At 63.1% G+C, this 25947-nt stretch carries 21 protein-coding genes; 6 read left to right on the top strand and 15 right to left on the bottom strand.

What is annotated here, in order from left to right:
* Positions 1 to 26: 26 nt before the first annotated feature.
* The gene (locus RCH10_RS13910) at positions 27 to 1880 is read right to left on the bottom strand and encodes a ShlB/FhaC/HecB family hemolysin secretion/activation protein (protein WP_409052820.1); all 1854 of its coding nucleotides are present in this window, start codon (positions 1878 to 1880) and stop codon (positions 27 to 29) included.
* Between the two features lie 217 nt (positions 1881 to 2097).
* On the opposite strand from RCH10_RS13910, the gene RCH10_RS13915 reads away from it, so the two are divergent.
* Both RCH10_RS13915 and RCH10_RS13920 read left to right on the top strand, forming a co-directional pair.
* Positions 2098 to 2823, top strand: a complete 726-nt coding sequence (locus RCH10_RS13915) for a response regulator transcription factor (protein ID WP_323496228.1) — start codon at positions 2098 to 2100, stop codon at positions 2821 to 2823.
* Entirely contained in the window at positions 2820 to 3998 is a 1179-nt protein-coding gene (locus tag RCH10_RS13920; RefSeq protein WP_409052821.1) for a FecR domain-containing protein, read from the top strand. Before RCH10_RS13915 ends, RCH10_RS13920 begins: the two co-directional genes overlap by 4 nt.
* On the opposite strand, the gene RCH10_RS13925 is transcribed toward RCH10_RS13920, so the two are convergent.
* From RCH10_RS13925 to RCH10_RS13985, 13 genes are all read right to left on the bottom strand, one after another.
* A complete protein-coding gene (locus RCH10_RS13925; RefSeq protein ID WP_409052822.1) occupies positions 3995 to 5260 on the bottom strand; it encodes an NAD(P)/FAD-dependent oxidoreductase in 1266 nt (421 codons plus the stop codon). The genes RCH10_RS13920 and RCH10_RS13925 overlap by 4 nt on opposite strands.
* Positions 5257 to 6042 (bottom strand): YaeF family permuted papain-like enzyme, encoded by a 786-nt coding sequence (locus tag RCH10_RS13930; RefSeq protein ID WP_409052823.1) that lies wholly within the window; start codon positions 6040 to 6042, stop codon positions 5257 to 5259. Before RCH10_RS13930 ends, RCH10_RS13925 begins: the two co-directional genes overlap by 4 nt.
* Complete coding sequence (locus tag RCH10_RS13935) at positions 6042 to 7169, bottom strand: sterol desaturase family protein (RefSeq protein ID WP_409052824.1); 1128 nt, start codon at positions 7167 to 7169, stop codon at positions 6042 to 6044. The genes RCH10_RS13930 and RCH10_RS13935 overlap by 1 nt, the downstream gene beginning before the upstream one ends.
* 100 nt (positions 7170 to 7269) lie before the next feature.
* A complete protein-coding gene (cobA, locus tag RCH10_RS13940) occupies positions 7270 to 8073 on the bottom strand; it encodes a uroporphyrinogen-III C-methyltransferase (protein ID WP_409052825.1) in 804 nt (267 codons plus the stop codon).
* Positions 8070 to 8987, bottom strand: coding sequence for a DNA-binding protein YbiB (ybiB, locus tag RCH10_RS13945; protein ID WP_409052826.1), 918 nt, complete (start codon positions 8985 to 8987; stop codon positions 8070 to 8072). The genes cobA and ybiB overlap by 4 nt, the downstream gene beginning before the upstream one ends.
* A gap of 83 nt (positions 8988 to 9070) precedes the next feature.
* Complete coding sequence (locus tag RCH10_RS13950; protein ID WP_409052827.1) at positions 9071 to 11929, bottom strand: molybdopterin-dependent oxidoreductase; 2859 nt, start codon at positions 11927 to 11929, stop codon at positions 9071 to 9073.
* Between the two features lie 39 nt (positions 11930 to 11968).
* Positions 11969 to 12394 carry a nitrite reductase small subunit NirD gene (nirD, locus tag RCH10_RS13955; protein WP_409052828.1) on the bottom strand — a complete coding sequence of 142 codons (426 nt, stop codon included), beginning with the start codon at positions 12392 to 12394 and terminating at the stop codon, positions 11969 to 11971.
* Positions 12395 to 12422: 28 nt separating this feature from the next.
* Positions 12423 to 14918, bottom strand: coding sequence for a nitrite reductase large subunit NirB (gene nirB, locus RCH10_RS13960; RefSeq protein WP_409052829.1), 2496 nt, complete (start codon positions 14916 to 14918; stop codon positions 12423 to 12425).
* A gap of 28 nt (positions 14919 to 14946) precedes the next feature.
* On the bottom strand, positions 14947 to 15855 hold the full coding sequence (locus tag RCH10_RS13965; RefSeq protein WP_409052830.1) for a GAF domain-containing protein: 909 nt from the start codon (positions 15853 to 15855) through the stop codon (positions 14947 to 14949).
* Position 15856: 1 nt separating this feature from the next.
* A complete protein-coding gene (locus tag RCH10_RS13970; RefSeq protein WP_323496218.1) occupies positions 15857 to 16663 on the bottom strand; it encodes an ABC transporter ATP-binding protein in 807 nt (268 codons plus the stop codon).
* The gene (gene ntrB, locus RCH10_RS13975; protein WP_323496217.1) at positions 16660 to 17583 is read right to left on the bottom strand and encodes a nitrate ABC transporter permease; all 924 of its coding nucleotides are present in this window, start codon (positions 17581 to 17583) and stop codon (positions 16660 to 16662) included. The genes RCH10_RS13970 and ntrB overlap by 4 nt, the downstream gene beginning before the upstream one ends.
* 10 nt (positions 17584 to 17593) lie before the next feature.
* Positions 17594 to 18838 carry a CmpA/NrtA family ABC transporter substrate-binding protein gene (locus tag RCH10_RS13980; protein ID WP_323496216.1) on the bottom strand — a complete coding sequence of 415 codons (1245 nt, stop codon included), beginning with the start codon at positions 18836 to 18838 and terminating at the stop codon, positions 17594 to 17596.
* Positions 18839 to 19187: 349 nt separating this feature from the next.
* Positions 19188 to 20474 (bottom strand): nitrate- and nitrite sensing domain-containing protein, encoded by a 1287-nt coding sequence (locus tag RCH10_RS13985; protein WP_409052831.1) that lies wholly within the window; start codon positions 20472 to 20474, stop codon positions 19188 to 19190.
* A 75-nt stretch (positions 20475 to 20549) separates the two neighbouring features.
* Here RCH10_RS13985 and tsaD point away from each other — a divergent pair, with 75 nt between their 5' ends.
* Positions 20550 to 21584, top strand: coding sequence for a tRNA (adenosine(37)-N6)-threonylcarbamoyltransferase complex transferase subunit TsaD (tsaD, locus tag RCH10_RS13990; protein WP_409052832.1), 1035 nt, complete (start codon positions 20550 to 20552; stop codon positions 21582 to 21584).
* On the opposite strand, the gene RCH10_RS13995 is transcribed toward tsaD, so the two are convergent.
* Entirely contained in the window at positions 21547 to 22308 is a 762-nt protein-coding gene (locus tag RCH10_RS13995) for an alpha/beta hydrolase (RefSeq protein WP_323496213.1), read from the bottom strand. The genes tsaD and RCH10_RS13995 overlap by 38 nt on opposite strands.
* A 448-nt stretch (positions 22309 to 22756) precedes the next feature.
* On the opposite strand from RCH10_RS13995, the gene RCH10_RS14000 reads away from it, so the two are divergent.
* From RCH10_RS14000 to rpsO, 3 genes are all read left to right on the top strand, one after another.
* Positions 22757 to 24055 carry a branched-chain amino acid ABC transporter substrate-binding protein gene (locus RCH10_RS14000; protein WP_409052833.1) on the top strand — a complete coding sequence of 433 codons (1299 nt, stop codon included), beginning with the start codon at positions 22757 to 22759 and terminating at the stop codon, positions 24053 to 24055.
* Complete coding sequence (locus RCH10_RS14005) at positions 24052 to 25272, top strand: pyridoxal phosphate-dependent aminotransferase (RefSeq protein WP_409052868.1); 1221 nt, start codon at positions 24052 to 24054, stop codon at positions 25270 to 25272. The genes RCH10_RS14000 and RCH10_RS14005 overlap by 4 nt, the downstream gene beginning before the upstream one ends.
* A 271-nt stretch (positions 25273 to 25543) precedes the next feature.
* The gene (rpsO, locus tag RCH10_RS14010; protein WP_187051337.1) at positions 25544 to 25810 is read left to right on the top strand and encodes a 30S ribosomal protein S15; all 267 of its coding nucleotides are present in this window, start codon (positions 25544 to 25546) and stop codon (positions 25808 to 25810) included.
* The last annotated feature ends 137 nt before the right edge of the window (positions 25811 to 25947 follow it).

Here is a 25947-nt window from a genome sequence, read left to right on the forward strand (position 1 = left end):
TTGGTCTCAATAAATTTGGGGGGTGTTCAGAAGGCGACCTGCAAGGAGCCGTTCCACAGCCACTTGCGGTCGTTGTCCATGCCGAAGTGGCGGCGCGCGATGTCGAAGCGCAAGAACGAGTGCTTCGACGTTTCGACGCGGAACCCCACGCCATGCGAGACCAGGTTGAACTGGCTGCCCGTCTTGTTCAGGTCGGCGTTGTATTCCCGCGTAGCGTTCCAGCTACGGCCGGCATCGAGGAATGCGAGCGCGTACCAGAAGGCGGTTTGGTTGCCGAGCGTGAAGCTCTGGCGCGGGCTTTGAAGCTCCAGCGAACCGGTGATGCCGGCGTCGGCGGTCAGCGTGTCGTTGTAGTAGCCGCGTACGCCGCCCATGCCGGAGAGCGTCATGCGTTCGCTCGAGATGAGCGGCTTGCGTGCCAGCTGGCCATTGAGCGTGGCGCCTATCGACCAGTCGCCCGGTAATGCGAAGCTGCGGTTGTAGTTGCCGTTCAGGCGCCAGTAGCTCGAGCTCGCGTTGGTGCGCGATGCGTCGAAGGTTCGATCGTCATTGCGATCGACCACACCACCAGGCGACAGCGTCAGCCGCGTGTAGATCTGGCTCGCGCCCATGCTGTCTTGCCAGGCACCACGCCACGCGGCGTAGCCCTGCAGTACCTTGGGTGCGACGTTGGAGACCTGCTCCTGGTTGAAGGCCAACGCATTGCCGATTCGCTTGTATTCGGCGCCGAACGATGTCTCGCTCGCCATGTTCTTGCCCCAGTCGAGCAAACCCGGCACAGTGAGTTGCGGCACCAGCCATTCGAGGCTCGCGATCTGGTTGTCGCCATTGGAGCGAAAGGCGCCTTGTTCGAGCAGCACATCGCTCTTCGACAAGTCCAGACGCGCGGTCAGGCGTTGCCTGTTCTCGAGCGGTATCTGGTAAGCCAGACTGTGGTTGTGGAATGCGCTGTAGTCGCCGGCGGTCGTCAGCGTGTAGTCGAACTCATGATCGAACTTGCCGAGAAAGTTGCCGACGTTGACGCCTGCGTGGTAGCGGCCCTGCCCGGTGACGCGCGTGCCGCCGTTGTCGGCGCCGACGAAGTAGCGCACCGGCTTGTCGTCTGCGGTGTTCAGCACCAGATCGGTTGTGCCCGCTGCGGTGCCGGGCTTGAACTCCGGAACGGCGGTGTAGTGCCAGCTGCTCTGGCTGTTGAGCTGTGCGAGGTCGTCTGCAATGACCTTCAGGTCGACCGGCTGACCGGCTTGCAGGCGAACGCGGCAAGTGAAGTCGTTGGCGTCATGGTATTTCTGGCCGATCGCCGTCACGTTGCCGAGCAGCGCGGGCCGTACGACAACGACAAGAATGCCATCGCTGGTGACTTGTTCTGGGAAGAACACATCGGCAAGGTAGCGGCCTTGCTCGTTGATGAGCTTGACCACTTCGGTTACAACGCCTTGCGTGAGCGCGGCGTCGACTGGGCGCCCGATGAAGTCTGTTACACGGGCGCGCAACAAATCCGTTGGCAGGAGTTCAGCGGACACCGCGCTCTTCACGCGAGCGGCAGCTGCTTCGGTCGTTGCAACTTGAACCAGCTGGGCACGAAGCGCTTGCACTTCTCCTGCGGATTGCGTCGACATGGTGACCGCTGGCACCGCATCGGTGCTGGGCCGGCACAGAGCGCGTGCAGCTGCGGCAGTTGCCGTCGGTGAGCTCACCTCGGCACGTTCTTGCGTCACGAACAGCAGGCCACGCAGCACGGGTGCCTTGCGCGCAACTTGCGATGCAGCAGACTCGGCCGCTGCTTTCGTTTTGTCGGGGACGGCTTGCGCTTGTGCGCCCCCGGCGCAGGCCGCGGCCAGGCTCAAGGCCAGCAGGGATGAAGTTCCAAAAATATGCATGGTGGTTCTCGCTGAGAGTGGCGCTTGCCACGGTGTGTTGTTCGACGCATTCGTTGTGCGGTGTCGCAGTGTCTGGATGTATCGATCAATCAGCGCGTGAACTAATGCGGCCCCGGTGAGTGCCGGTGAGCAATTTCACAATTGCGACGAACCTCCTCTACACGATCGGTGACTTATCTCCGTTTTGCATTGAGGTGCCGATGCAAAAATGACTTTTATGCGCATTGCCCTTCTCGAAGACGATCCATCCCAGTTGGTTCACCTCGCCACCACACTGGAGATGCAGTTGAGCGAGCGCGGTCTTCCAGTGCGCTGCGTGATGTTCCAGTCCGGTCGTGCATTGCTTGAGGCCACACGCACCGATACCTTCGATCTCATGGTGCTCGACTGGTCCGTGCCAGACCTCGACGGCATGGCACTGTTGCGGTTGGTGCGGCGTACCGGTGGCCTCACGATGCCCATCCTCATGCTCAGCTCACGCGGGCGCGAGCAGGAGGTGAGTGCGGCATTGGCCGAGGGCGCCGACGACTATGTGGTCAAGCCTTTTCGACCACACGAATTGAGTGCCCGGGTCTATCGACTGCTTGCGCCTTTCAGGACCAGCGAAAACGAAGGCCTGCAATGGGGTCGATGGACTTTCAACGTCGGAGCGGCGAGTGTGCAATACGCGGGTGCTGACGAACCGATCGAACTTCGTCCTTCGGAATCGAAACTGGCGCTTGCACTGTTTCGACACTCTGGACGCGCGGTATCGCGTGACTATCTTCTCGAAGTCTGCGGACTGGCGGATGATCTTTCCGGGTTGCGCGCACTCGAAACCCGTATCTACCGTCTTCGCCAGAAACTGGCACTCAATCAGAAGAGCGACACGCGAATCCAGGCCGTCTACGGCATTGGCTATCGGCTCGACGTCGACGACTTCGTTGGGACGCCCGCTCTATGAATCGCGGCACCCTTATCGCGCTGCTGATCGCTGTCAGCGCAGCCTCCGCCGTCGCACAATCTTCGGTATCTGAAAGGGTATCTGCAAAGACAGCAGACAAGACATCTGCCGGCATCCTTTCGAATCTCGTCGGTTCCGTCGAACTCGTGCACGAAGGTCGCATCGACCGCGTCAATGGCGGCGAGAAGATGCTTCCTGGTGATGTGTTGTCGACCGGCGCCAGTGCCTTCGCCATGCTGCGTTTCGAAGACGGAAGTCGCGCGCTGGTGCCGTCTGACAGTCGGGTGCAACTTCTGGTGTCGCAGCGTCGACATATGCGACTCAAACTCCTTGCAGGTCGCGTCGAGTCGCGCGTGACACCGGTTGTGCAGCGCGCCTACGAGATCGAGACGCGACGTGGTGTGCTCGGCGTACGCGGCACGCATTTCGTGGTTTGCGATGACGGCGACCGCATCACCCTGGATGTGATGCAAGGGGCTGTTTCTGCATTGACCACAGCACCTGCCGCGCAACCCGCGCTAGTGCTTGGCGGCTTTGGTGCAAAGCTCACGGCAGATTCCTCCGCGGAGACGCGGGCCTTGTTGTCGGCGCCCGTTTTTGAAGAACGCGACGGCGTACTCGTCGCGCGAGACACGCGTCGCGTGACTGCGCAGCCGGTATCCAACGCTTCGGCATACCAGCTTCAAGTCGCTAGCGACGATGGCTTCGAGCACTTGCTTTGGGAACTGCAGGCGCTGGCCCCGACGTTCACGTTGCCGCATCTGCCGGCTGGCTTCTATCACCTGCGCATGGCAGCGCTCGATGTCGATGGCTTCGAGGGACTACCAGGGCAAACATTGGCTTTCGTGCCGCGTGACAGCACGTTGACCAGTCGCGTCGATGTCGCAGCCGATGGGCGGCAAGTCCTGGCGTGGGAGCCGCGGCACGCCGACCGTCGCTATGTGGTCGAGCTGGCGCGCGACCCACAATTCAACTCGTTCGTGACGCGTCGTGCGGGAGTGAATGGCAATGGCCTCGTGCTTCCGGACCTGCCGCCCCGGCATTACTGGTGGCGCGTGGCGGAAGAGCAGGGCGGAGTCGCGTCGGCATTGATCGACTGGACAATCAACGAAGTCGATATCGTTGCGCCGGCAAAACAGCCGCATCGCTCACCGGCCGCAACGGGCAAACCCTAAAGCGCGTGGGCGCATGCATGGGCGCTGGCCCACGCCCACTGAAAGTTGTAGCCGCCCAACCAGCCAGTGACGTCGACCACTTCACCGATGAAATAGAGGCCGGGCTGTTTCGACTCCATGGTTTGCGAGGAAAGATCGCGTGTGTCGACGCCGCCTGCAGTGACCTCGGCCTTCTTGTATCCCTCGGTTCCGCTTGGCGTGATTTGCCAGCGTGCGATTCGCTGTGAAAGCTCTGCGATGGCCCGGTCAGGTGCCTCGTTGATCGGCCGTTGCAATGCGGCTTCCTGACCCACCCACGCATCTGCCAGACGCGAGGGCACCAGCGATGCAAGTTCGTTCACCGTGCGACGTTTGGAGCGCAACTTGGCATCGCCGAGTGCTACGGCGATGTCGACGCCCGGCGCGAAGTCGAGCGTGAGTGGCGCGCCCGGCTTCCAGTAGCTCGAAATCTGCAGCACGGCGGGGCCTGATAGCCCGCGGTGCGTGAAGAGCAGATCTTCGAGAAACGCGATGCGTTCTTTCTTGGTGCCGGTTTCGATGCGCACCGGCAATGCCAACCCGGCCAGTTCGGCGTACGGCGCCCACGCTTCGCCGCCAAAGGTCAGGGGCACCAACGCAGGTCGCGGTGTGACGACGCGGAGGCCGAATTGTGTGGCGAGTTGATAGCCGAAGTCGCTGGCGCCGATTTGCGGGATCGACAGTCCACCGGTGGCAACGACCACGCTGGCCGCGTCGATGGGCCCGCGATCCGTCTCGATGCGGTAGCGGTTTGCGTCGATGCCTTCGCTGCCGTCACTGCCGTCACTGCCTTGGCTGCGTTCGGCGACTTCTTGCACCTTGCAAGGCTGCCAACGCGCAACGCCACCCGCAGCGCATTCAGCCAACAGCATGTCAATGATCTGCTGCGAGGAGCCGTCGCAAAACAACTGCCCTTTGTGCTTTTCGTGGAATGCAATGCCATGCCGCTGCACGAGATCGATGAACTGCTGCGGCGTGTAGCGTGAAAGTGCCGAGCGACAAAAGTTGGGGTTGTCCCCGATGAAGTGGCGCTGCGGCGCACTTACGTCGAGATCGCGGTTGGTGAAATTGGCCCTGCCACCACCGGAGATGCGGATCTTTTCTGCCACGCGTTCGCTGTGGTCCAGCAGCAAGACTTTGAGCCCGCGTTGCCCTGCGATGCCGGCACAGAAAAGACCGGCTGCGCCGGCGCCGATGACGACGACGTCGAAGCGCGAGGCGCCCGGCGAACTCGACGCGCTCACCGGGTCGTCGCCCCATCGGCGGTGATCGTCGGCGGCGGGTTGTATTTGAGGTGACCGATGTACCGCAACGGCTTGCTCGACGCCACCGAGGGCACGTCGCCTTCGCGCATATGCAGCAAGTCGGCCGGGCTGACCCAACGCGGGTCTGTCGTCGTGATCGGCAGGCCAGCCTGGTTGTAGGCCTCCAGCACGAACTGCGAACAGAAGAACTGGTCGTTGCGACTGGCGCCGAGCTGAACCGTCGCGAAGCCGCTGACGCAAAAACTGCGCACGGCACCTGGAATCAGTGGAAGCTCACACACCCGACGGTTCAGCACGAAAGGCGCGTCGAGCATCACGCCGACCGTGTTGTAGCGCGTGCCGACCTGCGAATGCGACCAGGCGCGCAGCTTGTCGACGTGCGCACCGGTGACGCCTGGCAGGCGGAAGGCGACGACCATCTGCTCGTCGTCGACCAGCGCGTCGAGGCCGCGCTCTCGTACGCCCGTGCCGACAGCTTCGGCCACGACGCCGTCACCGAGGTACAGCACCGCATGACTCACAGGGGAAAAAGTGCCGAGCCGGATACCGAACGAACTGACCGTGGCAACCGAGGTCAGGAGGATGTCGCCGGGTTGCAGCGCATCTGCCTTGATCAGCTCGCCTCCGTTGCCTGGCGCGATGGCCGAGTTCTGCATGCGCACGCGCAGGCCGGCTTCTTTGGTGGGCAGGTCGATCTGCGACGCGCAGGCGGAAAGGAGAAGAGCAGCTGCACCGACCGCAATCCATCGAGCGGCGCCCATCATCCCTTCCACACGAACGGGAACTTCAGCTGCTTGAAGAAGCCGTTCGGCACGTAGTCGCCGACCACGCCATATTGCTCCGGCCACAGCTTGGTGCTCTTCACGGCGGTGCCGAAGAAGTAGTCGAGAAACGCATAGTGCGCCGCGTAGTTCTTGTCGATGGCCTCATCGTCCTGAGCGTGATGCCAGTGATGAAAATTGGGCGTGACGATGAGATAGCGCAGTGGCCCCAGGCGCACGCTCACGTTGCAATGGTTGAACACAGCCTGGAAGCCGACGATGACGATGTATGCGTCGATCACTTCTTTCGAGAAGCCCAGCACGTAGATCGGTGCCAGCACCAGCGTGCGTGTGATCAACAACTCGAGGATGTGCTGCCGCGAGCCCGCCATCCAGTCCATGCTCTTCACGCTGTGATGCACCGCGTGCAGACGCCAAAGCAGCGGCACCTCGTGATAGCTGCGGTGGGTCCAGTACTGGACCAGGTCGGCCACCAGCACGATCAACAGCACGCCAGCCCAGAAGGGCAGGTTGGCGATCCAGCCGCGAAGGCCGTCGTTGGCAGCCCAGCCGAACAGCCTGTGCACCAGCAGGTTGGTTGCGAGCAGCACGAAGCCGACGATCATATGGTTCACCACGAAGTGGTGAAAGTCGGTCTGCCACTCTTCACGAAAGATCGGTTGGTCCTTGCGATGTGCGAATAACTTCTCGACGAAGATGAAGATCAAGGAGGAGCCGAGCAAATCGAGGATGAACCAGTCGAGCCCGATGTAGGGCGTGTGATCCGGAAAGTTGCTGTCGACCGGCACCTTGTTGCCGCCCAGCAGTGCGGCCGCGACGATCAACAAGAAGGCGCCCGACGACAACCAGCGCGAGCGATTGAAGATGATGTTCACCAGCGCCATCCCACCTGAGATGACCATCGCCGCCAGCAGGATGAAGCGCATCACGTCGACGTTGTAGCTTTTGCGAAGCTCGGGCGTCGTGAGGTACTGCGGGAAGTGAAAAGCCAGCACGCCCAGAAAGCAAAGGATGCCCAGGCTCAGTGCAACGGTGCCTGTGACAAGGCCCCTGCCGCGCTGCAGCTGCCCGTGGCTTGCGGTGAATTCGTTCAGTTTTTCGAGCATCCCGACCCTCTTGGCATTGTTGTATGAGTGGCCGGGATTTTAGTTGGCCGACTTCTGTCTCGACGCCAGGCCGACCGTGCGAACAGCCTAGTTCAGGCGGTCAGGTGCCGAATTTGTCGCGCTCCGGCAAAGCGACTGTCGCCGCTGCGATGCCTTGCAATACATTGCCGACGACGATAACCGACGGGCTCGCGAGGCCGGCGTCGGCGATGCCGGTATGCAGGTCGCTCAACGTCGTCACGATGTGCCGTTGCTGGGGCAGGCTGGCGTGCTGAACGACCGCAACGGGCGTCTCGCCCGGCAGGCCTTCGAGCAATTGCCGTTGGATGTGCGCAGCGCCCGCCACGCCCATGTAGATCACCAGCGTGAGGCGTGCGTGGTACGCCATCGCAGCCAGCGCCCGCCAGTCGGTAGGGTCGTCGCCTGCGCCGGCACCGGTTTTGGCATGGCCGGTGACGAACACCACGCCTTGTGCATGATCGCGATGGGTCAGCGGCACGCCCAGCGACGTCGCAGCCGCGAGGCCGGCGGTGATGCCGTTGACCACCGTGCATTCGATGCCTGCTTCGCGCAGGTGTTCGACCTCTTCACCGCCGCGGCCGAAGATGAACGGGTCGCCACCCTTCAGGCGCACGACGGCTTCGCCTTCGCGCACCGCCGTGATCATGAGCTTTTCGATGAAGGCTTGGGGCGTGCTCTTGCAACCGCCGCGTTTGCCGACATGGACGATGCGGGCACCGGGCCGCGCATAGCTCAGGATCGCGTCGTTGACGAGGTCATCGACGAACAACACCGTCGCCGCGTGGATCGCCTTGACGGCTTTCAGCGTGAGCAAATCGGGATCGCCCGGGCCGGCGCCGACCAGGGTGCAGCTGCCTCGATGCGAATGGGAAAGTGAGTTCATGGGCTGTCCGCCAGTTGTTGGGCCAGTTGCTTGATGTGTTCGACTTGCCGGGCGATGGCCATGGGCAAAGGCAGCGTGCCTGCCAACACACGCCGCGTGTAGTCCGCCGTGGTGTCGATGTCGATCTCCCTAGGCAGACCGGCCACCTCGCTCAGCGTGCCGGCCTGTTGCTCCTGCATTGCGATGCGCTGGCCCCTGATGAAGCCGTCGACCTGCGCAGTGCGGCGCGGATCGGCCACGCTTTCGCCTTCGAGTCCGCGCGACAGCAGGGCGCTCGTGCCCGTCAGCTCGAAGGTCGCGGCCATCGACTGCGCATATTCCGGATGGGTGTAGCTGGCGATCACGATGCACGAGCCCGCGGTCGGCTGCATCAGCTTGACGACGCTGTGTGCCGGATTGCGCAACCCGACGACGCGACGCACGTCGAGCAGTCGTTTGAGGCCGGTGCTCAGGAGTTCGGTCGGTGCGAATCCAATCTCGCCCACGGCGATCTTTCCTACGACCGTGATCGGATTGGTGCCCAGCGCCGCAAGCACGTTCGATGTGAGCACGCGTGTCGATTCGGTGGCCGCACCATGCAGCAGCACCGGCAAACCTTCGCGCGCCAGCAGCAGCGCGAGCAGCGGCGTCAGCACCGGCAACTTGCGCGCGCCGTTGTAGCTGGGCAGCACGATGAGCGGCAGGTCGCTCGCGGGGAAAAGATCGAGCCGTGCATGCGTGGCATCGAGAAAGCCGGCCATCTCTTCCGGCGTTTCGCCTTTGATGCGCATCGCGAGGCAGAAGGCGCCGACTTCGAGGTCGGTCACGGTGCCGTCCAGCACCTGCCCAAACAGGTCGGTTGCCTGCTCGCGCGTGAGTGGCTTGGCGCCTCGCGCGCCGCGGCCGATTTCCTTGATGTAGTGGCTGATTCCCATGGGTGCGCCCATTGTCCCGCAAGGCTTATGCCGAAAGTCGAAGGGGCTTATGGGTTTATTGAGGGCCTGAGCGATCGACAGGCTCACGGCACGGCTTCTGCAGTGTCGGGCGTGGTGGCGCGCACCATGCGCTTCAGTTCGGGCAGGCATGAGCCGCAGTTGGTGCCGCATTGCAGCGCCCCCTGCAGCGACGCCAGTCGTTCGGCATCGGTACCCGCGCAATGCCGCAGCTTGTCGCCGATGGCAGTTTCGGTCACGCCGAAGCAGCTGCAGACGACCTTGCCACGCGACGCCACTTCGACCGGCGGGGTCGAGCCCGGCCGCAGCAACTGGCGACCGAAGGCTTGCGCCGGCAACTGGTCTTGCAGCAATGTCTTGATCCAGGCCTCGGCCCGGGTGTCGCCGCCCAGCAAGAAACCTTCGAGCCTGGCCTCTTCGTCGTTGGTGCCGGTGCGTACCAGACGAACGGTGCGGCGCTGGCCATGGCGGGCGTCGGCATAGCGCAAGGTGTCGGGGCTCGGCAATCCGAGCAAGTCTTCGATTTGCTCAAGCACCGCATCAGGTGCGGCTTCGAGGTCGGCCGCGCGGAACAGGACCCCGGTGCGCTCGGCCGTACCCGACGTCAACGCACCGCCGGCACCGAACGGCACGCAGCTCGCAAAGGCAAAGCTCGCCATGAGGTCGCGCAGCGCACGTTCGGTCTCTAGCGCGCGATCGTCGGGCAGCCAGGCGATCGCGAGCAGTGTCCACGGCAGCTCCGCCTTGGCGATGCGGATGGCCGCGTGCTTGAGTTCAGGCTGCTTCGAGTCGGGGCAGTAGGCCGGGCTGGTCAGCGCGTTGATGCCGGCCAATCGCTCGCCGGTTGGCGATCGACCGCTAAGGTATTCCTGGCCCCAATGCATCGCCACGAACGACTGGCTCAGGCCCACCTCGGCGCTGGCTTGTGCCGGCAACACGAGCGCGCCGCGCCGCGAAGTGAGCTGCACCAGATCACCGTCCTTCAGCTGACGCCGCGCCATGTCTTGCGCGTTCATCTGCACCACGGGTTCCGGCACGTGGCCGAAAAGTCTGCCGAGCGTGCCGGTGCGGCTCATGCCATGCCATTGATCGCGCAGCCGCCCGGTGTTCAGCGAGAACGGAAAGCGCGCCTCGCGTTGTTCGGCTACCGGCTTGTAAGGCGTGTCGACGAAGCGCGCCTTGCCGTCGGGCGTCGGATAGATGCCGTCTTCGTACAGCCGCACGCGACCGACCGATCGGCCTTCAGGCAACGGCCATTGCTGCGGCCCTAGCGCATCGAGCATCTTCCAGTCGAGGCCGGTGATGTCGAGGTCGCGACCGCGCGTCGATTCGCGATGCTCGTTCCAGATCGCTTCGGCGCCGGCATCGTCGCCTGCCAGCGAGTGCTGCAGCGGGTAGGGGAACAGCGTGGTGGTGGAGCGCCTGGGCAGCCGCACTTCGAGCCGTTGCGCGAAGTCGACCACCGCCGACCAATCGTGACGCGCTTCGCTGGGCGCCGGCACTGCGACGCGCACGCGAGAGATGCGGCGCTCGCTGTTGGTCACCGTGCCGGTCTTCTCACCCCAGGTGGTCGCAGGCAACAGCAGGTCGGCATAAGCGCAGGTGGCGGTGGTCGCAAAGGCTTCCTGCACGACCACGAACTCGGCGCGTTCGAGCGCACGCCGGACGGTTGCCTGGTCGGGCATCGACTGGGCCGGGTTGGTACAAGAGATCCACAGCGCCTTGATCTCGCCATCGGCTGCGGCCTCGAACATTTCAATGGCGGTCTTGCCGGGCTTGGCGGGCACTTCGTTGCCCTCGCTCAGGCCCCACAGCGCAGTGACTTCAGCCCGGTGTGCTGCGTTAGCAAGATCACGGTGCCCGCTCAGCAGATTGGCCATGCCGCCGACTTCGCGCCCGCCCATTGCATTGGGTTGTCCGGTCAACGAGAACGGCCCGGCACCGGGCCGGCCGATCTGCGCAGAAGCCAGGTGCAGGTTGATGAGCGTCGCGTTCTTCGCGGTGCCTGAAGACGATTGATTCAGCCCCTGGCAGTACAGGCTGAGGGTCGCGGTCGAGGTCGCGAAGAGGCGCGTCGCTTCGAGCAAGGCGGTCTTGTCGATGCCGCAAATTTGCGCCACCTTGTCGGGCGTGCAGTCGCGCGCGGTGGCCTTGAGCGCGTCGAAGCCGTTGGTGTGCGCAGCGATGTAGTCGGGCTTTGTCCAGCCTTCCCACAACATCAGGTGCAGCATGCCGTGGAACAACATGACGTCGGTGCCCGGCTGGATCGCCAGGTGCAGATCGGCGATCTCGCAGGTGTCGGTACGGCGCGGATCGACCACGACGATCTTCATCGCCGGGTTGGCACGCTTGGCATCCTCGATGCGGCGGAACAGGATGGGATGCGCCCATGCCGTGTTGCTGCCGACGATGAACAAACACTGCGCGTCGTTGAAGTCGTCGTAGCAGGCGGGCGGCGCATCGGAGCCGAGCGTCTGTTTGTACCCGGCCACCGCGCTGCTCATGCAAAGGCGCGAGTTGGTGTCGATGTTGTTGGTGCCGATCAGGCCCTTGGCCAGCTTGTTGAAGACGTAGTAGTCCTCGGTCAGCAACTGGCCCGAGACATAGAAGCCCACCGCATCGGAACCCTGGTCGCGAATGACCTGGGCGAACTTGTCGGCTGCGGTGTCGAGCGCCGCCTCCCAGGTGATCGGTGTCGCAGCTTGCCCGCGCACGAGGCGTTGCATCGGCTGCAACAACCGGGTCTGGCGCGTCACTTCCGCTGTCGCAGTAAGGTGCAATGTCGAGCCCTTGGTGCACAGCCGGCCGAAGTTGGCGGGGTGGTCCGGATCGCCACGCACACCCGTGATCTGCGCGCCATCGGACTCGATGATCACGCCGCAGCCGACGCCGCAGTAGGGGCAGGTTGACCTTGTTTCTTTCATTCCTGGCTCTTGCCGCCTCTTTGCGTATCGAGGCAACATTCAAGCGCTGTGCGGCGTCTGAACATCGAACGTCCCGTCACCGATAGCGCCGGCCGTTGCGGCCCCCGGTCCCGCACGCGGGGCAGTTAAATCCAGCGCATGCGTCGCCAACTCGTGCGCATCGAGCATCACCTGCCCGCCTTCGACCTTGCACGCGAATTTCGGCACGCATCCTTCGTCGGGCTGACGTGCACAGCCATCGTCCAGGCCGATCGTCCAGTTATGCAGTGGACACGCCACGCTGGTGCCGAACACGATGCCTTGCGACAGCGGACCGCCCTTGTGCGGACAGCGGTCGAGCAGCGCGAAGACCTCGTCCTGGCTGTTGCGAAAGACCGCGACCGCCACACCGACCGGCCGCACCACGCGACGCGATCCCAGCACAGGAATCTCGTCGACGCGGCAGATGAATTTCCATTCGCTCATGGGTTGCTCTCCTTCAGTGCGTCGGACATCAAGCGGGCTGCGCGACAGGTGCCGCAGCGCTCGCCGGCGGCGTCGTATCCGCCCCGGCGACCGGCACGAACTGCCGCACGTCGACCGCCGCCCGGCTCGACTCGAACCACGGATCGGGCTCGCCATCGAGCGCGAACTGAAGCTTTTCCCAGAGCGCCTTGCGACCGGCGACGTCTTCGAGAATCCGCTTTTTCACGCGGTCGAGCCCGACGCGGCTGATGTAGTGCACCGTGCGCTCCAGGTACCAGCCTTCCTCGCGATAGAGCTGCAGGAAGGCGCCGGTGAACTCCATCACTTCTTCGCTCGTCTTGACCTTGACCAGGAAGTGCGCGACCTCGGTCTTGATGCCGCCGTTGCCGCCGACATAGATCTCCCAGCCCGAGTCGACGCCGATCACGCCGACGTCCTTGATGCCGGCTTCGGCGCAGTTGCGCGGGCAGCCGCTCACCGCGATCTTGACCTTGTGCGGTGAATACATTGCCCACAGCGCGTGCTCGATGTCCTTGCCCATCTGCGTCGAGTCCTGCGTGCCGAAGCGGCACCATTCACTGCCCACGCAGGTCTTCACCGTGCGCAGCGATTTCGCATAGGCAAAGCCGCTCGGCATGCCGATGTCTTTCCACACGCCGGCCAGGTCTTCTTTCTTTACGCCGAGCAGATCGATGCGCTGGCCGCCCGTGACCTTGACCGTCGGGATCTTGTACTTGTCGGCTGCGTCGGCGATGCGACGCAGCTCGTCTGGCGTCGTGTGGCCACCCCACATGCGTGGGATCACCGAATAGGTTCCGTCCTTCTGGATATTCGCGTGGCTGCGCTCGTTGATGAAGCGGCTTTGCGGATCGTCCTTCGCTTCTTTCGGCCAGCTGCTGATCAGGTAGTAGTTGACGGCCGGCCGGCAGCTCGCGCAGCCGTTGGGCGTGCGCCAGCCGAGGCCTTCGTACACCTCGACATGCGACAGATATTTTTGGGCGCGGATGGCCTCGCGCACGTCCTGATGGCTGGTGTCGGTGCAACCGCACATCGCCTTTTTCTTGGGTGCAGCCGAGTAGTCGCCCCCGGCGGTGAACATCAAGATCTGTTCGACCAGTCCGGTGCACGAACCGCACGATGCGCTCGCCTTGGTGTGCTTCTTCACCTCGTCCAGCGTGAAGAGTCCCTTGTCCTTGATCGCCTTGCAGATCGCGCCCTTGCTCACGCCGTTGCATCCGCAGACCTCGGCCTCGTCGGGCATCGCCCCGGCGCTGCTGTGGCCTTCGTGGCCGGTATCGCCGATGTTCGACTCACCGAACATCAGCTTCTCGCGGATGTCGCTCACGCTGCGGCCGTCGCGCAGCAGTTTGAAGTACCAGCTGCCATCGACCGTGTCGCCGTAAAGGCAAGCGCCCACCAGCTTGTCGTCCTTGATGACGAGCTTCTTGTAGACACCGCCGAACGGGTCGCTCATCACGATTTCTTCGGTGCCTTCGCCGCCCATGAACGAGCCGGCGCTGAACAGGTCGATGCCCGTCACCTTGAGCTTGGTCGACGTCAGCGAGCCCATGTAGCGGCCGATGCCGAACTGCGCAAGATGGTTGGCCGCGACCTTGGCCTGCTCGAACAGCGGCGCGACCAGTCCGTAAGCGATGCCGCGGTGCGCGGCACATTCACCGACCGAATAGATACGGGCATCGGTCACCGTCTGCATCGTGTCGTTGACGACGATGCCGCGGTTGCAGTGCAGTCGCATCGATTCTGCCAATGCGGTGTTGGGGCGGATGCCGACTGCCATGACGACCAGATCGGCCGGTACTTCGGTGCCGTCCTTGAACTTGACGGCCTTGACGCGGCCTGCGCCATCGTCGATCAACTCCTGGGTCTGCGCATTGAGACGGAACTCGAGCCCGCGTTGTTCGAGCGACTTGCGCAGCAGCCCACCGGCGACATCGTCGAGCTGGCGCTCCATCAACCACGCGTTGACGTGCACCACGGTCACGCTCATGCCGCGCAGCATCAGACCGTTGGCGGCTTCGAGGCCGAGCAAGCCGCCACCGATGACGACCGCATGCTTATGCGTCTTGGCCGTCTCGATCATCGTGTTGGTGTCTGCGATGTCGCGGTAAGCGATCACGCCCTTCAAGTCCTTGCCCGGCACCGGCAGGATGAACGGATTGGAGCCGGTGCACAGCAGCAGCCGGTCGTAGGGCGCCTCGATCACGCTGCCGTCGGCAGCGACCGCGCGCACGATGCGCTTCACGCGGTCGACCTCGGTCACTGTCTTGCCGGCATGCAGCGTGATGTTGTTCTCGGTGTACCACTCCCACGAGTTCAGGATGATCTGGTCGACCGTCTGTTCGCCGGCCAGCACGGGAGACAGCAGGATGCGGTTGTAGTTGGGGTGCGGCTCCGAGCCGAACACTGTGATGTCGTACAGATCGGGTGCCAACTTGATCAGCTCTTCGACCGCGCGCACGCCGGCCATGCCATTGCCGACCAGCACGAGATTCATCTTTTTCATGGGTTCATCCCTCCGGATCGAGTCGTGATCAGAAATACAGAGCCATCACCGCGGTGATGTTGCCTTCGGGCGCGACCGGGATCGCGATCATCGGCGCGGCCACCGCGGGCACACCTGTCGCAAAGGCTCGGCCGAGCGCGTTCGACGCCTCTTCGCTGGCGGCCACGATCTCGGATTCGCCGAGCATGCCTTCGGCTTCTGAGAAGCCGAAGCTGCGCACCAGTTGCGTGCCGGTCACGTCCGGCTCCCAGATTTCGACGCGCCGCGCGATCGGCGTGGCCAGCGCCGACAAAAAGGCCATCACGTAGTTGGTGCCATCGATGGTCGAGCAGGGCGTCGCAAAGCCACGGTTGATGCCGACCTTGATGGCGCCATCGGCCCGCAAAAATCCCGATGCTTTGCCCAGGTCGGGCAGGAACACCGGCGTTTGTTTGTCCCACGCCATGCCGGGCAATCCGTTTCCGCGACGAAAGCTGGTAGCGCGCGAAATGAATTCGAAGGTGTCGCCGGTGGTGCCGTAGTAACCGTCGACCAGGTCCATGTCTTTCGACTCTGCCGGATCGTTGGCCCAGAGTTCGATCGCGCCGGCATGTTCTGCGTCGTCGCCGCAGAAGATCACGACCACGGCACTCAGTTGCTGCCCCTTGAAGATCGGCAACGCGATGCCGCAGGTCAGTCCTTCGGCCTTGGCGGGCACGGCGCGACGAAAGTACGAGCCTTCGAACTCCTTCAGAACGATCGGATGCCCGGCCTCCCACGCCTGGCCTGGCAAGCCTTCCCCGCGGCCGAAACACAGGTTGCGGCTGGCGGCTTCGAAGCGCGTGGCCGTACCGAACAATCCACCGCCAAATTCGAGCACGCCGCTTTCTTCGCTGGGCACCCAATACTCGATCACGCGGATGAAGGTCTTGGGCACGAGGTTTGGAGCGGATGTCATATCAGGCCGCTTTTTCGACGTGGCCTTGCCGCGTGTAGAGGAAGTCGATGACAGCCTTGCGGTACTGCACGTAGTGCCGGTCTTCCGCCAGCTCGACGCGATTGCGCGGCCGTTCGAGATTGACCTTGAGCACCTCGCCGATCGTGGCCGAAGGGCCGTTGGTCATCATGACGATCTTGTCCGACAGCAGCACCGCTTCGTCCACATCGTGCGTGACCATGACGACGGTGCTCTGCGTCTTGTGCACGATGGAGAGCAGTTCGTCCTGGAGCCGTGCGCGGGTCAGCGCGTCGAGTGCGCCGAAGGGCTCGTCCATCAGCAAGACCTTGGGCTCCATCGCCAGCGCGCGGGCGATGCCGACGCGTTGCTTCATGCCGCCGGAGATTTCGCCAGGGCGCTTGTTCGTTGCCGGCGTCAATCCAACCAGCGCCAGTGCCGCATCCGTGCGGACCTTCAACTGCGCCTTATTTTCGGTCGGCGCGAACACGCGTTCGACGCCCAGGTAGATGTTTTCGTAGCAGGTGAGCCAGGGCAGCAGCGAATGGTTCTGGAACACCACCGCGCGCTCGGGGCCGGGGCCGGCGATCTCCCGGTTGGCGCACAGCAGCGTGCCGTGCGTCGGCATGGTGAGACCCGCGATCAGGTTCAGCAGCGTCGACTTGCCGCACCCCGAGTGACCGATGAGTGCGACGAATTCGCCCTTCGCCACGGTGAGGTTGATGTCACGCAGCGCCTGGAAGCTGCCTTTGGCGGTCTTGAAGGTTTGTTCGACATCGCTGATATCGATGAACTTCTTGTCGTCGTTCATGACTTCACCTCTTCGAACGTGAAAGCGGTCGCGATCTTGATGAGCGCGTATTCGAGCAGCATGCCGACGATGCCGATCACGAAGATCGCGATGATGATGTTCATCACGTTCAGGTTGTTCCACTCGTCCCAGACCCAGAAGCCGATGCCGACGCCGCCGGTCAGCATCTCGGCGGCGACGATCACCAGCCAGGCGGTGCCGACGGCCAGGCGCACGCCGGTCAGCATGTAGGGCAGCACGGCGGGGAACAGGATCTTGGTGATGATCTTCCACTCGCTCAGGTTCAAGACCTTGGCGACGTTCATGTAGTCCTGCGGCACGCGCTGCACGCCGACGGCGGTGTTGATCACCATCGGCCAGATCGAGCAGATGAAGATGGTCCAGATGGCCGCAGGATTGGCACCCTTGAACACCAGCAGGCCGATCGGCAACCAGGCCAGCGGTGACACCGGCCGCAGCAGGCTGATCAGCGGGTTGAACATGCGCGCCAGGAACTCGAAGCGGCCGATCGCGAAGCCCGCCGGAATGCCGACCGCCGCCGCCAGGCCGAAGCCCACCGCGACACGTTGCAGCGATGCGAGAACGTTCCAGCCCACGCCCTGGTCGTTGGGTCCGTTGCTGTAGAACGGATCGCTGAAAACCTTGACCGCTTGCAGCCAGGTTTCCCACGGTGCGGGAAAGGTGCCGGCACTTCGTACGGCGATCAGTTCCCAGATCAGCACCAGGATGCCGAAGCCCGCGAGCGGCGGCAGCACGCGCATCCAGAACTTGCGCAGGTCGAGCGGCTTGCGCACGCCCGATGCCGAGCCACTGGGGGTCGCAGCGGGCGCACGCACCGGGCTTGTTGCGACGGCCGCATTCGCCGGCAGCGGGACTGCGGCGGAAGCGTCGAGCGGAGAGTGAAAGACGGCGCTGACCATGCTGTGCTCCTTAAGCGTGAACCTTGAAGCCGTCGGCGTAGGCCTTCGGGTTTTTGCCATCCCAGACGATGCCGTCCATCAACTTGCTGGTGCGCATCGTGTCTTTGGGCACCGGCGTCTTGCTGGCCGTGGCGGCCTGCTTGTAGAGGTCGATGCGGTTGATCTCCGTCGCGACCTTGAGGTAATCCGGATGCTCTTTCAACAAACCCCAGCGCTTGTGCTGGGTCATGAACCACATGCCGTCCGACAGGTACGGGAAATTGACCGCGCCGTCGTTGTAGAACTTCATGTAGTTGGGGTCGTCCCAGCTCTTGCCCATGCCGTTGGTGTAGCGGCCGAGGATGCGCTGGTTGATGGCGTCGACGCTGGTGTTGACGTAGCTCTTTTCGGCGATGGTTTCGGCCATCTTGTTTTTGTTCTGCAGACCGGTGTCGATCCAGCGGCCCGCTTCCAGAATCGCGGCCGTTACGGCGCGGCAGGTGTTGGGGTATTTTTTGGTGAACTCGGCGGTGGTGCCGAGCACCTTTTCCGGATGGTCTTTCCAGATGTCTTGCGTCGTGATAGCCGTGACGCCGATGCCGTCCATGATGGCGCGCTGGTTCCAGGGCTCGCCCACGCAGAAGCCATCCATGTTGCCGATGCGCATGTTGGCCACCATCTGCGGAGGCGGAACGACGATCGACTTGACGTCCTGGATCGGGCTGATGCCGTTGGCCGCTAGCCAGTAGTTGAGCCACATCGCATGGGTGCCCGTTGGAAAGGTTTGCGCGAAGACGTATTCGCGCTTTTCGCTGGCCATCATCTTGGCGAGCGACGGGCCGTCGACCGCGCCCTTGTCAGCCAGCTTCTTGCTCAGGGAGATGGCCTGTCCGTTGTTGTTGAGCGTCATCAACACGGCCATGTCCTTCTTGGGACCGGCGATGCCCAGGTGCACGCCGTAGACCAGGCCGTAGAGCACGTGGGCGAAGTCCAGATCGCCATTGACCAGCTTGTCGCGCACGCCGGCCCAGCTGGCCTCTTTGCTCGGCACGATCTTCACGCCGTACTTCTTGTCGATGCCGAGCACCGATGCCATCACGACGCTGGCGCAATCGGTCAGCGGGATAAAGCCGATCTTGACTTCTTCTTTCTCGGGTTTGTCGGAGCCTTGCGCCCAGACGGCGGCACGCAAAGCCGGGTCGAGGCCGACCGCGCCGAGGGCGGCGGCTTGCAAGATCTTGCGGCGACTGAGCTTCGTTTTAAGCAGATCGGTCATTGAGGGGCGAACTCCGAAAAAATGAAAAGGATGAACAAGGCCAAAAGACAAAGACAAAAGGCAAAGCGAAAAACAAAAAAGGCGTCCTCACCGCGCATGTGCCGCTCGAAAGCGAGCGCATGCAGATAAGGACGCCTTTGTCCGTTGGGTCGGCGACACCCGCCATTGGATGTCGCCTGCCTGGAGACCGTCGTTGGTCTATGTGAGAGCTGAGTGCAAGCAGCGTGCCAGCATTGCGGCCACCGTGATTGCTACTCAATCGATAGCATTGAAGCTAGGCTGAGATTGGTTTCGGAGAAGATTTCATCCGAAATTGCAATTTCGCACTTCGTTTGTGCAATGCACCATTTCAGCTGCCGATGGGCAGGTAGTCGGCCATAGAAAGCACTGATTCGGCGACATCGACCACCCGCCGGTTCTGGTTCATCGCGGTTTGCCGAAGCATCTGGTGCGCCTCGGGCTCAGTCAGTCGACGATGCGCCATCAGCAAGCCTTTGGCGCGCTCGACGAGCTTGCGTTCGTTCAGGGCGGTACGTACGGCGTCGAGTTCGTCGCTCATGGCCTGGAGGCGTTGCGCCTGCTCCTGCATCATCTCGAGAATGGAGCGTTCGAGCTGATGGCCGTACGGCGCTGCGGCGGAAGTGAGTCCGCCAACGGCTACTTGCGGGCCAGGCTCGGCGCCCGGTTCGTCAAAAAAAGCGGTGGCAGCTGTGTCAGGCTCTCCGGCCAGTTGCTCGAGCAGGACCTCGTACGACTCTGCTTCTCCGCGTGCCTGCAGCGTCTTGTCGCGGCACAGGTCGCGCAAATCCGCGGCCAGCCGATCTTCGACATCCTTCATGGCGTCGATGCGCAGTGAGCAGCAGTCGAACCAGACCGCGCTGAGTTCGGGGTCGAGCGGCACGCCGGCGGGCGCGGCGCATGCTATTCGGCGCAAACGTTCGAGTTCGGCGAGTTCGGCGTCCGGTTCGCGCTCGCGCCAGAGCTGGCTCATTGCCGGCCCGGCGAAGTCGGCGAACACGTGAAAGCAGCGCTCCTGCGCGGCGATGAGCTGAAGCCACTGCTGCTGGCGCAGCGGATCGTTCTGTCCCGTCGCAAAAGCCGCGGCACCGCAGGCGCGCTCCTGGCCGGCGAACTCCTTGCCCTGCATGAAGTTGAACATCGCCGCCAACAGGCGCGAAATTTCTGGGTCGGTGGCGCCGTCGGCCGCCTCGAACACCACGGCCAGCAGGCCGGCAATCAGCTTCGCGAAGGCCGCTGTCGCTTCTGCAGCACTGGTTTCCAGCGCACCGATGCGGCGACGCAGCGTGGGAAGGGCGTCCAGCCCGGGCAGCACCCAGGCGATGCGGCTGAACAGGCGAGTGCCACTGCCCGCACGCCGGCCTTCGCTCTCGAGGAAGTCGAACCCGACCCGAACCTCGCGTTCGAAGCGTCCGCATTCACCGATCTGGGCGCTGCGTTGCGCCGCGAAGCGACGTCCTTGCGAGGCGAGCAGGACGTTGGAAAGCCCGCGCTCGCGCTGCAGCGCGTGAACCAGCCGGCCGATGGTGCTGACCAGTTCGCTGGTACGCGCCAGCTGCTCTAGCTCATCGATTTCGCATCGCCTGGCTGCGACCAGAAAGCTCAATCCTGAATTCATGTGTGGGGCAATAGGAACTGACGGGCATCCAGCAACATCCGTGCCCCGGTATGGGGACCACCCTAAACTCGCTGGATGCTTTTATTGGGAATCGAATCATCATGCGACGAAACCGGCGTGGCGCTGGTCGAATCGCAGGGCACGGCACTGCCGATGTTGCAGGCGCATGCGTTGCACAGCCAGATCGCCATGCACCAGGCCTACGGCGGCGTGGTCCCCGAACTGGCGAGTCGTGACCATATCCGGCGCGTGCTGCCGCTGACGCAGGGCGTCATGGCCGAGGCCGGGCGCTCGCTCGCAGAGATCGATGTCGTCGCCTACACCCGGGGGCCGGGGCTGGCGGGCGCGCTGCTGGTCGGCGCGGGCGTGGCCTGTGCGTTGGGTGCGGCGCTGGGCAAGCCGGTGCTCGGCGTCCATCACCTCGAGGGGCATTTGCTCTCACCGTTCCTGAGCGCCGATCCGCCCGAATTTCCTTTCGTTGCACTGCTCGTGTCGGGCGGTCACACGCAACTGATGCGGGTCGACGGCGTGGGTCGCTACCAGCTGCTCGGCGAAACCATCGACGATGCGGCGGGCGAGGCGTTCGACAAGAGCGCCAAGCTGATGGGTTTGCCCTATCCCGGTGGCCCGTGGTTGGCCAAGCTGGCAGAGCAGGGCGATCCGATGGCGTTCAAGCTGCCGCGGCCACTGCTGCACAGTGGCGACCTCGATTTCTCTTTCGCGGGGCTGAAGACCGCCGTAATGACCCAAGCGAAAAAGCTGGGAGGCGAACTGGAAACGCGCAAGGCCGATCTCGCGGCGTCGACACAGGCTGCGATCGTCGAAGTGCTGCTGAAGAAATCAATGGCTGCACTGGAGCAAAGCGGACTCGACAGGCTGGTGGTGGCAGGTGGCGTAGGTGCCAACCACGCATTGCGCGAGCAGCTGAATGCGGCGTGCGCGAAGCGCGGCGTGCGAGTGCACTACCCGGAGTTGCATCTGTGCACGGACAACGGCGCGATGATTGCCATGGCTGCGGCCATGCGGCTGCAGTCGGGGCTGGAAGAGGCGAGCGAGCGCTACGCCTTCGACGTCAAGCCGCGATGGCCAATGGCGTCGCTGACCACGTAGCGTGGGCCGGAACGCCGCGGGGTACAGGTCGAGCGCCGACGTCGGCACCGACGCTGGAAGGCAGCGGCAACACATCCAGCACCTTGCGCCAGAGTTGCGACCATTGCGGCCAGTCGTGTCCGCCTTCCGTCGTGAACACGCGGTCTTGCGGCAGCGCATCGGCCAGCAGCCGGTGGTTTGAAGCGAAGCGGTCCGCCAAGCCAAAGCCGAGGTAGAGCGGCGGCAGCTTTTCGGCAGATTTCGCGCTGGCATATTGCTGCAGCCAAGGCCAGAGTTGGCGGTCGACTTCCTCGTCGGGCGCGGGGCCTGTCGGGGCTTTCCAAGCGCGCAGACCACCGGCTTTATGAATCTCCGCACCCAGCGGGCGTCGGCCGAGGTATGGCGCCAGCGCCACGATGCCTTCGACGGCACCAGGGCGGGCCAGCTCATGAATCAACGCGCCGAAACCGCCGATCGAGATTCCGACCAGCCAGAGCGATTTGTATCCGGCAGCGCGTTGTGGCGCGAGCACGTCGGTATGCAGGCGCTCGATGAACGTCTGGTCGTAGTAGTACGAAACGTTGGCGTCGACCAACAAAACGTCCGCCGCCAGATTGCGTTCCTGGACAGCGCTGACAAACCCCTCACGCTCGAACGCGTCGGGTTGCAAAAAAGCTCCCGGCAAGAACACCAGGAGGGTGTCTGAGGGCGTATTGCCATTGACCAATTTCAAGTGCGTTTCCATCGTCATCCCGATAGTCGCAAACCGTTGCAAACCTGAAGGCCCGCTGAACGTGCTCGCGCCGATGTAAGAGAAAAGTCTGTAAAAACATCAACTTTCGTGATGTTCTTCGCACTAATTGTGAGTTCGGAAACAAAAAAGGTCGGAAACAAAAAGTCACTGACGCGTTTAGTGAGGGGCTAAGACCCCGAGATCACTTGATTTGAAGCTCTGTGACGTTGTTCACAGGCAACAATTTTCCGAGCTGTAAAAGCAGGGCGCAATTTTCCAGTTTGTCTTATTCGACGTTGCCAGGGCGACGGGCACCGCTGAACAGGCGCACTGGGAGAAAAGCCACGGGTGGTGTGAACGGCGGGGGCAAGAAACGTGTGTCCCGTACACTGCGCGGCCTTTCAATTCAAGAGTGCCGCTTGCCACTTTATCCAGGCACCGCGCCACGCGTTTCAAGACAATGAACTCCCGCTTTATTTGGCGTCGCAAGGCCTTGAAATTCAGCACGCTGGCGCTATGCGCGTCGACATTGCTGTCGGCTGTTTCGCTGGTTCGCGCGCAGTCTCCGGCACCGATTCGTATCGCATTGATCGAGAGCCTCAGCGGCCCGTTCGCAAACACCGGCGAAGCCGTCTCTCGCAACCTGCTGTGGGCTGTCGAACGCGTTAACGCACGCGGTGGCATCCCGCTGCCGGGCGGTGCACGAATGCTCCAACTCGATCGCTACGACAGCAAGGGCCAGAACGAAGAAGCACTGTCGGCGTTGCGCGCGGCCATGGACAACGGCGCTCGCATTGTGATGCAGGGCAACTCGTCTGCCACTGCGGCAGCGCTGGTCGATGCCATCGACAAGAACAACGAGCGCGATCCTTCGAAACGCGTGCTGTTCCTCAACTATTCGGCGGTCGATCCGGCGCTGACCAACGAGCGCTGCAGCTTCTGGCACTTTCGTTTCGATGCGCACGCCGACATGCGCGTTGCTGCCCTGATGGACGTGGTGAAAGACGATCAGGACGTCAAGCGTGTCTACTTGATCGGGCAGGACTACAGCTTTGGCCAGGCCGTGTTGCGCGAGAGCCGGCGACAACTGGGTGTCCAGCGCCCCGATGTGCAGATCGTCGGCGATGAACTGCACCCGATGGGCCGCGTGAAAGACTTCGCGCCCTATGCGGTGAAGATCAAGTCGAGTGGGGCACAAGCGGTGATTACAGGCAATTGGGGGAATGACCTCACCTTGCTGGTGAAGGCGGCGCGCGAGGTCGGCTACGAGGGCAAGTTCTACACGTTCTATGGCAACGCACTCGGTGCGCCGGCCGCCATCGGGGATGCGGGCGTCGGCCGCGTGCTCGCCGTTGCGGACTGGCTGCCGAATGTGCCGACGCCGGAGTCGGCAACGTTCTACCGTGCGTTCAGGCAGCGCTTTCCGAATCCGACCGATGACTATGTGCATATGCGGATGCAACTGATGATCGAAGCGCTGGCCAAGGCCGTCGAACAGGCCGGGAGCGTCGAGGCCATGCCGGTCGCGCAGAAACTGGAGCAGGCCAACGTCAGCCTCGCGGGTCGCAACGGGCGCATGCGTGCGAGCGACCATCAGTTCCAGCAGTCGCTGGTCGTCGGCATGATGGACCGTCTGGGCGCGCCGGGCGTCCCGTTCGACGTCGAAGGCTCGGGCTACGGTTTTCGCGTCGTGAAGAACATCGACGCTGCGCGCGCCGAGTTGCCGACCACCTGCAAAATGCAGCGGCCTGAACGCTGAAATCAAGCGATCGATCACCGGCAGTCAACGAATTTCCACAGGGCAGGAATCAACACATGCGCAAAGCAATCCAGAACCTCGAAGCCTCCAAGATCCGCGAAGTCGCCAACGCCGGGCTCGGCCGCGACGACGTGCTGGCCTTCTGGTTCGGCGAGAGCGACGAAGTCACGCCGGAGGTGATTCGTCAGGCGGCGATCGATTCGATCAACGGCGGTGAAACGTTTTATGCGCACAACCTCGGGTTGCCCGAATTGCGCACGGCGGTTGCTCGCTACACCAGCGCGATGCACCCCGCGGTCGATGCGTCGCGCATCGCCATCACGTCCGGCGGCGTCAACGCGCTGATGCTGGCGGTGCAGGCACTCGTCGATGCAGGCGATGAGGTGGTCGCAGTGACGCCGGTCTGGCCGAATCTGACGGCGCAGCCTGCCATCCTCGGCGCCAACGTTGTCTGCGTGCCGCTGGTGCCGGTGCAAGGCGAGTGGACGCTCGATCTCGACAAGCTTCGCACAGCCATCACATCAAAGACCAAGCTGCTGATTGTCAATGCGCCCAACAACCCGACCGGCTGGACCATGAGCCGTGCCGAGCAGCAGGCCGTTCTCGATCATTGCCGCGAGACAGGCACATGGATCCTTGCCGACGAGGTGTACGAGCGCCTTTACTACGAACCGACGCCGAATGGCTGCGCCCCTAGTTTTCTCGACCTCTCGGTGCCCGACGACCGACTCGTGGTGGCGCACAGTTTTTCCAAGAGCTTTCTCATGACCGGTTGGCGCCTTGGCTGGCTGGTGATGCCGCCCGAAATGGTGGACGGCATGGGCAAGCTGATCGAATTCAACACTTCGTGCGCCAGTGTCTTCACCCAGCGCGCCGGCGTCGCAGCCATCGAGCACGGCAACGACATCACGCCACGGGTGGTGGCGCACCTGAAGCTGTGCCGCGACACGCTGGTGCCGTTGCTGGCGGCGGTGCCCGGCGTCAACGTCGCCGCGGCCAAGGGCGGCATGTACGCGTTCTTCCAACTCGAAGGCTTTGGCGACTCCCTGCAAGTCGCCAAGCGCCTCGTCGTAGAAGCCGGCCTGGGCCTGGCGCCCGGCAACGCCTTTGCCCCCGAAGCCCAAGGCTGGCTCCGCTGGTGCTTCGCGTCCAAAGATCCCGCTCGCCTGGTTCAAGGGGTAGACCGACTAAAAACCTGGCTGGCCGCCCAAAAGTAGAACAGGCATCGAAGCAGCCGTCTGGCGCCGGCCGCAGGCCTGGCGCCCGTTGGTGAAACACCGCGGAACTGGCTCCGCCAGGCCGCCGGTGTTGCCCCCGGTCAAGGGGGTGGGAGTGCTACACGGAGTGAGCGCGCCCTGGGGGCGAGCTATAATTCCACGGCTTTGCATGCCGCAAGGCGCACGGTGCGTGCAGTTCCAGCGCACACCGCAAGTCAAACACTCCGGGCAGGCCTTTGGGCTGGTCGGAATCGGAACAAGGAAATATCAAATGATCGCAGCCTCCATCAAGGCCGAAGTCGTCAAAGACAACGCCCGCGCCGCCAACGACACCGGAAGTCCAGAAGTGCAAGTCGCACTGCTGACCGCCCGCATCAACGAGCTCACACCCCACTTCAAGACGCACGCCAAAGACCATCATGGTCGCCGTGGCCTGCTGCGCATGGTGAGCCGCCGACGCAAGCTCCTCGACTATCTGAAGTCGAAGGATGCCGCACGTTACACCGCGCTGATTGCCAAGCTGGGTCTGCGCAAGTAAGCCGAATCGCATGCAAAAACGCCTGAGTTAGCACGACTAGCTCAGGCGTTTTTTGCTTCGCGAATCGATTCAGGAGTGCCGAAACAGAGCGAAGCTGTGTCATTCCACTGAAGTTCGAGCCGAGCTTCACTGGAATG

The organism is Variovorax sp. GrIS 2.14, from assembly GCF_046115955.1.
In the GTDB taxonomy this organism is placed as follows: domain Bacteria; phylum Pseudomonadota; class Gammaproteobacteria; order Burkholderiales; family Burkholderiaceae_C; genus Variovorax.

Coding starts and splice junctions, on each gene's coding strand:
- RCH10_RS13910 (WP_409052820.1), bottom strand. CDS start 1,880: ATGCATATTTTTGGAACTTCATCCCTGCTGGCCTTGAGCCTGGCCGCG.
- RCH10_RS13915 (WP_323496228.1), top strand. CDS start 2,098: ATGCGCATTGCCCTTCTCGAAGACGATCCATCCCAGTTGGTTCACCTC.
- RCH10_RS13920 (WP_409052821.1), top strand. CDS start 2,820: ATGAATCGCGGCACCCTTATCGCGCTGCTGATCGCTGTCAGCGCAGCC.
- RCH10_RS13930 (WP_409052823.1), bottom strand. CDS start 6,042: ATGGGCGCCGCTCGATGGATTGCGGTCGGTGCAGCTGCTCTTCTCCTT.
- RCH10_RS13935 (WP_409052824.1), bottom strand. CDS start 7,169: ATGCTCGAAAAACTGAACGAATTCACCGCAAGCCACGGGCAGCTGCAG.
- cobA (WP_409052825.1), bottom strand. CDS start 8,073: ATGAACTCACTTTCCCATTCGCATCGAGGCAGCTGCACCCTGGTCGGC.
- ybiB (WP_409052826.1), bottom strand. CDS start 8,987: ATGGGAATCAGCCACTACATCAAGGAAATCGGCCGCGGCGCGCGAGGC.
- RCH10_RS13950 (WP_409052827.1), bottom strand. CDS start 11,929: ATGAAAGAAACAAGGTCAACCTGCCCCTACTGCGGCGTCGGCTGCGGC.
- nirD (WP_409052828.1), bottom strand. CDS start 12,394: ATGAGCGAATGGAAATTCATCTGCCGCGTCGACGAGATTCCTGTGCTG.
- nirB (WP_409052829.1), bottom strand. CDS start 14,918: ATGAAAAAGATGAATCTCGTGCTGGTCGGCAATGGCATGGCCGGCGTG.
- RCH10_RS13965 (WP_409052830.1), bottom strand. CDS start 15,855: ATGACATCCGCTCCAAACCTCGTGCCCAAGACCTTCATCCGCGTGATC.
- RCH10_RS13970 (WP_323496218.1), bottom strand. CDS start 16,663: ATGAACGACGACAAGAAGTTCATCGATATCAGCGATGTCGAACAAACC.
- ntrB (WP_323496217.1), bottom strand. CDS start 17,583: ATGGTCAGCGCCGTCTTTCACTCTCCGCTCGACGCTTCCGCCGCAGTC.
- RCH10_RS13980 (WP_323496216.1), bottom strand. CDS start 18,838: ATGACCGATCTGCTTAAAACGAAGCTCAGTCGCCGCAAGATCTTGCAA.
- RCH10_RS13985 (WP_409052831.1), bottom strand. CDS start 20,474: ATGAATTCAGGATTGAGCTTTCTGGTCGCAGCCAGGCGATGCGAAATC.
- tsaD (WP_409052832.1), top strand. CDS start 20,550: ATGCTTTTATTGGGAATCGAATCATCATGCGACGAAACCGGCGTGGCG.
- RCH10_RS13995 (WP_323496213.1), bottom strand. CDS start 22,308: ATGGAAACGCACTTGAAATTGGTCAATGGCAATACGCCCTCAGACACC.
- RCH10_RS14000 (WP_409052833.1), top strand. CDS start 22,757: ATGAACTCCCGCTTTATTTGGCGTCGCAAGGCCTTGAAATTCAGCACG.
- rpsO (WP_187051337.1), top strand. CDS start 25,544: ATGATCGCAGCCTCCATCAAGGCCGAAGTCGTCAAAGACAACGCCCGC.